Here is a 9,145-nt window from a genome sequence, read left to right on the forward strand (position 1 = left end):
CGAGCATCGGGTTGGCCTCGTGCAACCGGCGCACGGCCGCCAGCAGGGCCGCGTCCCGTCCGGGGTCCTCGCCGAGCGCCTCGGCGCGGGCCACCCGCGCGGTCAGCTCGTGCAGCGGGGGCAGGAACTCGTGCAGCGGCGGGTCGATCAGCCGGATCGTCACCGGCAGTCCGTCCATCGCCGCGAGGATCTCCACGAAGTCCTCCCGCTGCAACGGCAGCAGCGCGTCCAGGGCGGCGGTCAGCTCGGCCGGGTCGTCGGCGAGGATCAGCCGCTCCACCAGCTCCCGGCGCTCGCCGAGGAACATGTGCTCGGTGCGGCACAGCCCGATCCCGGCGGCGCCGAACTCCCGGGCCCGGCGGGCGTCGACCGGGGTGTCGGCGTTGGCGCGGACGCCCAGCCGGCGTACGGCGTCGGCGTGGGTGAGCAGCCGGTCCACGGCGGCGACCAGCCGGTCGGTCTCCGGGGTCAGCTCGCCGGCGAGGTACCGGGCCACCGGGGACGGCGTGACCGGCACCGCGCCCGGGTAGATCCGCCCGGTCGTGCCGTCGATGGAGACCTCGTCGCCGGCCCGGAGCACCCGGTCGCCGACGGTGACCTCGCCCCGCTCCGGGTCGATGCGCAGCGCCTCGGCCCCGCACACGCAGGTGCGCCCCATGCCGCGCGCCACCACGGCGGCGTGGGAGGTCTTGCCGCCCCGTGAGGTGAGGACCCCCTCCGCGGCGATCATGCCGGGCAGGTCGTCGGGGTTGGTCTCCCGGCGGACCAGGATCACCGGCCCGTCGGCGGCCACCGCGGCGGCCGAGTCGAAGACGATCCGCCCCACGGCGGCGCCCGGCGAGGCGCCCACCCCGGTGGCCAGCGGCGGCGGTGCGGCCGCCAGGTCGAAGGCGGGGAACATCAGTTGGGCGAGCTGCGCCCCGTCGACCCGGTGCAGCGCCTCGTCGAGGGTGATCAGCCCCTCGTCGACGAGCTGCGCGGCGATCGTGAACGCCGCCGCCGGGGTGCGCTTGCCGACCCGGGTCTGGAGCATCCACAGCCGGCCGCGTTCGACGGTGAACTCGACGTCGCACAGGTCCCGGTAGTGCCGTTCCAGCACACCCATGATCCGGGTCAGCTCCCGGAAGCTTGTCGGGTCGATCCGCTCCAGCTCGGCCAGCGGCACGGTGTTGCGGATGCCGGCGACCACGTCCTCGCCCTGCGCGTCGGCGAGGTAGTCGCCGTACACGCCGGTCGCACCGGTGGCCGGGTCGCGGGTGAACGCCACCCCCGTGCCGGAGTCCGGCCCGAGGTTGCCGAACACCATCGCCATCACGTTGACCGCGGTGCCCAGGTCGCCGGGGATGTGCTCACGGCGGCGGTAGAGCACCGCCCGCTCCGCGTTCCAGGACTCGAAGACCGCCCGGATCGCGAGGTAGAGCTGCTCGTGCGGGGCCTGCGGGAAGTCGTGCCCGACCTGCGCGGCGAACACCTTCTTGTACGTCTCGACCAGCGCCCGCAGCGCCGCCGCGTCCGGGCCGTCCGGGCCCGCCGCCGCGCGTACGGTCTCCAGCTCCCGCTCGAACTCCTCGGCTCCGACGCCGTACACGGTCCGGCCGAACATCTGGATCAGCCGCCGGTAGGAGTCCCACGCGAAGCGCTCGTCGCCGCTGTGCGCGGCCAGTCCGGCGACCGTGGCGTCGTTCAGGCCGATGTCCAGGATCGTCTCCATCATCCCGGGCATCGAGAACCGCCCGCCGGAGCGCACCGCCAGCAGCAGCGGGTCGTGCGGGTCGCCGAGGCGCCGGTCGAGGCGTACCTCGATCTCCCGCAGGTGGTCGTTGACCTCGTCGAAGAGCCCCACCGGTGGCCGCCCGTCGGCCAGGTACGCCCGGCAGGCGTCGGTGCTGATCGTGAAGCCGGGTGGTACGGGCAGGCCCAGACGGGTCATCTCGGCCAGGTTCGCGCCCTTGCCGCCGAGCAGATCCGCCCTGCTCCGATCGCCCTCGATGAAGTCGTAGACGTACGTCGTCATGGTGCCGGCCTCCTCCGCTACCGCCGGGGCGACCTCGCCCCCTTCGTTGGTAGCAATGCGCCGACCCGCGCCGGCAGGGCCGGACGGGACCCGGACCGGGCCAGAGGTCCCGGATGTCGGGGGCGAGCCCTATCCTCGGTGCCGTGACCGCCGACCTGCGCCTGCGCGACGTACGTGACGAGGACCTGCCGGCCTTCTACGCCTACCAGCGGGACCCGGAGGCGGTGCGGATGGCGGCGTTCACCGCCGACGACCCGGACGACCCCGCGGAGTTCGCGGCGCACTGGCACCGGGTCCGCACCGGTCCGGGGAACCGGTCGTGGACCGTCACCGTCGACGGCACCGTCGTGGGGTACGTGCTCGCCTTCCCGGTGGGGGAGCGCACCGAGGTCAGCTACTGGATCGACCGCGCGCACTGGGGCCGGGGGTACGCGACCCGCGCGCTCGCCGCCCTGCTGCGGGAGCTGCCGCATCGTCCGGTGCACGCCCGCGCGGCCAAGGACAACCACGGCTCCCTGGCGGTGCTGCGCAAGAACGGCTTCGTCGTCCGCGGCGAGGACCACGGCTTCGCGCCGGGCCGGGGTCACGACGTCGCGGAGTGGGTCCTCGAATTGGCGGCCTGACCTGGGCAGGGACTACTGTCCCTCCGGTGAACTGGCTGGAACTGACCGGCTGGGCCGGCTCCGCGCTGCTGGTCTGGTCGCTGCTGCAGACGCGCATCCTCCGGCTGCGCGCCCTCAACCTGATCGGCTGCCTCATCCTCATCGGCTACAACGCCGCCGTGGAGGTCTGGCCGATGGTCGGGCTGAACGTGGTGCTCGCCGTGATCAACGTCTGGTACCTGCGGAAGATGCTCGCCACCCGCCACGACGAGGCGACGTACCAGGTGGTGGAGGTCGGCGTCGACGACCAGTTCCTGGCCCACACCCTGCGGGTGCACGCCGCCGACATCGCGCGGTTCAACCCCGGCTTCAGGTGGGAGCCGGCGGGGGACCGCTCGGCGTTCGTGGTCATGAAGGCCGACGAGGTGGTCGGGGTGGTGCTCTCGCACGCCGAGCCGGGCGGGGTGGCGCAGGTCGACCTGGACTACGTGACCCGGCGGTTCCGGGACTTCACCCCCGGCGAGTTCGTCTACCGGAGCAGCCGGCTGTTCACCGACCGGGGCTTCCGGCGCGTGGTCAGCCCGCCCGGCATGGTGGCCCCGTACTACCACCGGCTCGGGTTCCGCCCCGAGGGCGACGCGTACGTTCTGGACCTGCCGGCCGCCGCCTGAGGAGTCGGCGTCACCCGGCCGGGAGGGTTCGGCACCCCGACCGGGGGGCACAATGGCGCGTACGCCGGCGGGTTCTCCGCCCGGCGGCGCCACCGGAGCGCCCGGCGGCGCGGTCCGTGTGAGGGAGAACCGGGTTGCAGAGCTACTGGAGCCAACTGGCCCTGGTCGGAGTCCTGGTCATCCTCAACGCGGTCTTCGCGGGCAGCGAGATGGCCCTGGTGTCGCTGCGGGACAGCCAGATCCAACGGCTGGAACGGACCAGTCGCGCCGGCCGGGTGCTGGCCCGGCTCGCGAAGGACCCGAACCGGTTCCTCGCCACGATCCAGATCGGTATCACCCTGGCCGGTTTCCTCGCCTCGGCCGCCGCCGCGGTGTCGCTGGCCCGGCCGCTGGTGCCGCTGCTGGACGTGTTCGGCGGCGCGGCCGAGACGGTCGCCATCGTGCTGGTCACCCTCGTGCTGACGTTCGTCACCCTGGTCTTCGGCGAGCTGGCCCCCAAGCGGATCGCCATGCAGGCCGCCGAGCGCTGGGCCCTGCTCGTGGCCCGGCCGCTGGACGTGCTGGCCACCCTCACCCGACCGGCCGTCTGGGCCCTCGGCGCCACCAGCGACCTGGTCGTCCGCCTCGTCGGTCTGAACCCGAAGCACGAGCCCGACGAGATCGGCCCGGACGAGCTGCGTGACATCGTCGCCGGCAACCACGGTTTCACCAAGGAGCAGCGGACGATCATCGCCGGCGCGGTGGAGATCGCCGACCGGCAGCTCAAGGCTGTCCTCGTGCCCCGCCTCCAGGTCTTCACGCTCGACAGCGGCACCACCGCCGAGGCCGCCCGGCTCGTCCTCGCGGCCACCGGGCACTCCCGGGCGCCGGTGGTCCGCCACGGCGGCCTGGACGACGCGATCGGCGTGATCCACCTGCGCGACCTCGTCGGCGTGCCGGACGACCGGCCGGTCGACGAGTGCGCCCGCCCGCCGATGCTGCTGCCCGACTCGCTGCCGGTCGTGGAGGCGTTGCGCCAGTTCAAGGCCGAGCGGCAGCACATCGCCCTGGTGGTCGACGAGCGCGGCGCGGTCGACGGGATCGTCACGCTGGAGGACATCCTGGAGGAGATCGTCGGGGAGATCTACGACGAGACCGACCGGGACGTGCACTCGGTGCGGCACGAGCCGGACGGCACGACGGTGCTGCCCGGCACCTTCCCGGTGCACGACCTGATCGACCTCGGCGTGGAGCTGCCGGGCCGCCCCAGCGGCGACTACACCACCATCGCCGGTCTGGTCCTCGCCTGCCTGGGCCACATACCCACGGCAGCGGGGGAGAGCGTCACCGTCGACCGGTGGACGCTGGCGGTGACCCGCATCGACCACCACGCGATCACCGAGGTCCGGCTGCACCGGGAGAACACCGCCGAGGACGAGGAGCCGGACGCCGCGCCGGTGCTGGACGAAGCCCGCAGCTGACGCTCATCCGGCCCCGCCGCCCGGGAAGCCGGGCACCGGCGGGTCCAGCCGCACCCGGTGCACCGGCACCTGCACCGTGCTGCGGCCGAGCAGCCGGGCCACCGCCCGGATCGCCCACGGCCCCGTCGGGTGCCGCTCCGGCCCGATCAACCGGCCGGCGAGCCGCCCGTACCAGTGCGCGGTGACGACCAGGTCGGTCAGCCGCAGCGGCCCGTCCGGCACCGCGCCGCGCACCACCACGTCCACCACCCGCCCGAGCCGCCGGCCCCGATGGTCGTACGCCGTCCGTCCCACCAGCTCACCCGCTCGCACGGCCCGCCCCCGGTATCCGCTCGATCAGGTGCCGGCGCAGCCACTCCTCCACCGGCGAGCCGGGCAGGTCCTCGGCCCGTACGCGCAGCCACACCGCGCTGTCCACCCGCTCCACCAGCCGGAACGGGATCCGCACCGGGGCCATCGGCCGGTCGGTGACGAAGCGTTCCGCGGCCAGCACCAGCATGCGGCCGACCCGGCCGCCGACCCGCGCGCCGAGCACACCCGGCCCGCTGAGCAGCGTGTGCACGTACGCCGCCCCGTCCTCGCCGACCGCGAACTCCACGTCGTCGACCTTGCCGACCGGCCGCCCGGTGGAGTCCACCATCTGCCGGTCCAGCAGGTGCTGCACGAGCTGGATCCTCACCGGCCCCACCCCGTGGAGATCGCCAGCGGCACCGCGGCCAGCGACGCGGCGAGGACCACCGCCAGGAACACCGCCCCGAGCAGGTTGAGCCAGCGGCCGTTGACCCGGTCGCCCAGGTAGGTGCGGTCGTTCGCCACCACCAGGATCGGCAGGTACGTCAGCGGCAGCGCCACCGCACTGACCACCAGCATGTACTCGGTCAGCGTCACCGGGTCGACCCTGGTGAACAGGACGAGCACCCCGAGCAGCACGCTGACCAGCAGCACGGTGTGGAAGCGGGCCGCCTCCCGGGGCCGGACCCGCTTGCCCCACTGCCACCCGAAGTACTGCGCCGCCGCGTACGCCGCGGACAGCCCGGTCTCCAGCGCGGCGCCGAAGGTGACCGCGAAGAACCCCACCGCCACCACCGCCAGCCCCGCCGCGCCGAACGCGAGCACCACCGGGGCGGCCACCTGGTCCAGCGACGTGACCGACACCCCGGCCGGGTGCAGCACCACGGTCGACGTGGCGATCAACGACAGCGCGAGGAACCCGCCGACCGGGAAACCGATCAGCACGCCCGAGCGGGCGTCGGCCAGGTCGGCGGCGCTCCACCGCTCCTCGACGCCGCCGGAGGAGAAGAAGAACACCTCGTACGGGCTGACCGTCGAGGCGAAGAGCGCCACCGCCACGAACCAGTACGCGCCCCACCCCTCGCCGGCCGCGTCCGGGTGCAGCGCGCCGCGCCCCAACGCCGCCCAGTCCGTCGGCAGCCAGAACAGCGCCACCGCGAAGACCACCAGCGCCAGCCCGGCCAGTCCGAACACGCGCTCCATCAGCTGGAACCGCATCCGCCACAGCACCAGCCAGACGGCGAGCCCGGCCGCCGGCACCCACACCAGGTACGGCACCCCGGTGGCCAGCCGCAGGGCCAGCGCCACCCCACCCAGTTCGGCGGCCAGGGTGAGGACCGTGACCAGGTACGACGCCATCAGGTTGACGAGCGCCACCCGCGCCCCGAGGCGCTCCCGGACCAGGTCGAACACCGCCCGGCCGCTCACCGCCGCGATCCGTCCGGCCATCTCCGCGTACGCGCAGATCCCGACCACGCCCAGCAGCAGCACCCAGGCGTGCGCCATGCCGAAGCGCGCCCCCGCCTGGCTCGCCGCCACCAGGTCACCGATGTCCACGAAGCCGCCGACGGCGGAGAGGATGCCGAGCGTTCCGGCGAGGAGTCTCCTCACCTCGGCGGCGCGGCGGGCGGCGTCATCGACGCGACCATATCGGCGCAGAACGGGTCAGATAAGGCGAACGCCGATCAGCCCCGCGTACGGTCCGCAGGCCCCGACGGTGCCCGGCGGCGGTGGCGCGGGCCCGGCGAGGTCAGGAGGCGGAGAGGTTCTGGAGCCGGACCTGCCCGCGCGCCACCAGGCGGTCGGTGTCGTCGGTGATCTCGACCTGCCACAGCTGCTGGCTGCGGCCCCGGTGCACCGGCGTGCCCACGGCGGTCAGTTCGCCCTCGCGGACCGCGCGCAGGAAGTCGGTCTGGTTCGACACGCCGACCACCTGGCCGCGGTCACCCAGCCAGAGCGACCCGCCGACGCTGGCCGCCGTCTCCACCACCGAGCAGTACACCCCGCCGTGCTGAATGCCGAAGGGCTGGTGCAGATCCGGGCGGACCCGCCAACGGATGACGACGCGGTCGCCGCTCACCTCGTCGAACTCCAGGCCGAGCAGGGCCACGAAACCACCCGTCACGTTCGGCATCTCCACGGTCAACCCCTCCTCGATCACGGCGCCGCCAGCGTAGCGGGGGACCGGAGTGGTAAACCCGGTACGGTCGGCCGCCGGTCATGGGGGAGAATCGGTGACCGTGACCGACAGCAGCCTCCCGCCGCCCCGGCGGGACTCCCTGACCGATGACCTGCAGTGGCGAGGCCTGATCCAGGACTCCACCGGCCTCGACGAGCTGCGCGAGCTGCTCGACGGCGGGGCGGCGGCCTTCTATGTGGGCTTCGACCCGACGGCGCCCAGCCTGCACGTCGGCCACCTCATGCAGGTCACCACGGCCCGCCGCCTCCAGCTCGCCGGTCACCGGCCGTTGCTGCTCGTCGGTGGCGCGACCGGCCAGATCGGTGACCCGAAGGAGAGCGCCGAGCGGACGCTGAACCCGCCGGAGGTGGTGGAGAGCTGGGTCGCCCGGATCCGGGACCAGCTCGCCCCCTTCGTCTCGTACGAGGGCGCCAACGCCGCGCAGCTGGTCAACAACCTCGACTGGACCGGCGAGATGTCCGTCATCGAGTTCCTCCGCGACGTCGGCAAGCACTTCCCGGTCAACAAGATGCTGGCCCGCGAGGTGGTGAAGGCCCGGCTGGAGAGCGGCATCAGCTTCACCGAGTTCAGCTACCAGCTGCTTCAGGCCCACGACTTCTTCGAGCTGCACCGCCGGCACGGCTGCCAGCTCCAGTTCGGCGGCTCGGACCAGTGGGGCAACATCACCGCCGGCGTCGACTACGTACGCCGGCGCGGCGCGGGCCCGGTGCAGGCGTTCACCACGCCGCTGGTCACCAAGTCCGACGGGACGAAGTTCGGCAAGACCGAGGGCGGCGCCATCTGGCTCGACCCGGAGATGACCAGCCCGTACGCCTTCTACCAGTTCTGGGTCAACGTCGACGACCGCGACGTCGGGCGCTACCTGCGGTGCTTCAGCTTCCGCTCCCGCGAGGAGCTGGAGGCGCTGGAGAAGGAGACGGCGGAACGACCGGCGGCGCGGGCGGCCCAGCGCGCGCTCGCCGAGGAACTGACCACGCTGGTGCACGGTGAGCGGGAGATGGCCCAGGTCGTCGCGGCGAGCCAGGCGCTCTTCGGCCGCGGCTCCCTGGAGGAGCTGACACCGACCACCCTGCGCGCCGCGCTGACCGAGGCCGGCCTGGTCCACCTCACCGAGCTGCCCGACGTGGCCGGGCTGCTGCGCGAGTCCGGCCTGGTGCCGAGCCTCAAGGAGGCGCGACGGGTCATCGCCGAGGGCGGCGCCTACGTCAACAACAGCCGCGTGTCCGAGGTGGACGCGGTGCTCACGCCGGAGGACCTGCTGCACGGGCGGTACCTGGTCCTGCGCCGCGGCAAGCGCTCCTTCGCGGGCGTTGAGCTGCAGAGATAGCCGTACGACGACAGTGTGACGCGGGACGCGCCCGGCGGATTTGACGATCACTCCGCCGGGCGCGTAACTTTCTCTCTGTCAGCGCGGAACGGACGAAACAGGCGAAAGACCTGAAGGCCGGAGCGCGGGAATGACCTCCGGGTCGGACGGGTTGTCACCTGTCAGAGCCGGTACGGGCGGTGCCCCGAACTCGCCGCGAGGCGGATTTGGTGAGGCGAGACCGACCGGGTAAGGTTGTCGACCGGCAGGGCACCGGGCGAGCGAGCGGGACACCGCGAGCGGCCGGCCTGCCGAAAGCCACGAGGGAAGCGGCGCAAGCCATTATCTTGTGGTGCCCGGAAAAGGGTTGGAAGCATGACAAACCGCGAAACAACGGTTTGACACAGCGAAAACCACCGGGTAACGTAGTAAAAGTGCCCGGCGCGAGAGCGGCGGGTGTGAGACGGACGAAATGCCCCGGACGGGTTCTGCGTGAGTGGGATGCCGGATGGTGTGTGGTTGTTCTTTGAGAACTCAACAGGGTGCTTGATAAGCCAGTGCCAATTGTTTATACCCCGGACTGGTCGGGCCTTAGGGTTTG

The 9,145-nt window shown here is 72.7% G+C and carries 9 protein-coding genes; 4 read left to right on the forward strand and 5 right to left on the reverse strand.

The window, feature by feature from the left end; all coding sequences use genetic code 11:
- The coding region (gene ppdK, locus AB0I76_RS15940) for a pyruvate, phosphate dikinase (protein WP_357035249.1) at positions 1-2,014 on the reverse strand (2,014 nt) is incomplete at its 3' end.
- Positions 2,015-2,157: 143 nt separating this feature from the next.
- Here ppdK and AB0I76_RS15945 point away from each other — a divergent pair.
- The 3 genes from AB0I76_RS15945 (at position 2,158) to AB0I76_RS15955 (ending at position 4,747) form a co-directional block, all read left to right on the forward strand.
- Complete coding sequence (locus AB0I76_RS15945; protein WP_357035252.1) at positions 2,158-2,637, forward strand: GNAT family N-acetyltransferase; 480 nt, start codon at positions 2,158-2,160, stop codon at positions 2,635-2,637.
- 26 nt (positions 2,638-2,663) lie between these two features.
- Entirely contained in the window at positions 2,664-3,287 is a 624-nt protein-coding gene (locus AB0I76_RS15950; RefSeq protein WP_357035255.1) for a hypothetical protein, read from the forward strand.
- Positions 3,288-3,421: 134 nt separating this feature from the next.
- Positions 3,422-4,747 carry a hemolysin family protein gene (locus AB0I76_RS15955; RefSeq protein WP_357035258.1) on the forward strand — a complete coding sequence of 442 codons (1,326 nt, stop codon included), beginning with the start codon at positions 3,422-3,424 and terminating at the stop codon, positions 4,745-4,747.
- A gap of 3 nt (positions 4,748-4,750) precedes the next feature.
- On the opposite strand, the gene AB0I76_RS15960 is transcribed toward AB0I76_RS15955, so the two are convergent.
- From AB0I76_RS15960 to AB0I76_RS15975, 4 genes are all read right to left on the reverse strand, one after another.
- Complete coding sequence (locus AB0I76_RS15960) at positions 4,751-5,041, reverse strand: PRC-barrel domain containing protein (protein WP_357035260.1); 291 nt, start codon at positions 5,039-5,041, stop codon at positions 4,751-4,753.
- A gap of 4 nt (positions 5,042-5,045) precedes the next feature.
- Entirely contained in the window at positions 5,046-5,426 is a 381-nt protein-coding gene (locus AB0I76_RS15965; protein ID WP_357035263.1) for a hypothetical protein, read from the reverse strand.
- Positions 5,423-6,649 carry a divalent metal cation transporter gene (locus AB0I76_RS15970; RefSeq protein ID WP_357035266.1) on the reverse strand — a complete coding sequence of 409 codons (1,227 nt, stop codon included), beginning with the start codon at positions 6,647-6,649 and terminating at the stop codon, positions 5,423-5,425. The genes AB0I76_RS15965 and AB0I76_RS15970 overlap by 4 nt, the downstream gene beginning before the upstream one ends.
- A gap of 139 nt (positions 6,650-6,788) precedes the next feature.
- Entirely contained in the window at positions 6,789-7,196 is a 408-nt protein-coding gene (locus AB0I76_RS15975) for a PaaI family thioesterase (RefSeq protein WP_357035269.1), read from the reverse strand.
- 82 nt (positions 7,197-7,278) lie between these two features.
- Between AB0I76_RS15975 and tyrS the strand changes: the two genes are divergently transcribed.
- Positions 7,279-8,565, forward strand: a complete 1,287-nt coding sequence (gene tyrS / locus AB0I76_RS15980) for a tyrosine--tRNA ligase (RefSeq protein WP_357035273.1) — start codon at positions 7,279-7,281, stop codon at positions 8,563-8,565.
- Positions 8,566-9,145: the final 580 nt, after the last annotated feature.

It is taken from the genome of Micromonospora sp. NPDC049799, from assembly GCF_040656655.1.
GTDB lineage: Bacteria > Actinomycetota > Actinomycetes > Mycobacteriales > Micromonosporaceae > Micromonospora.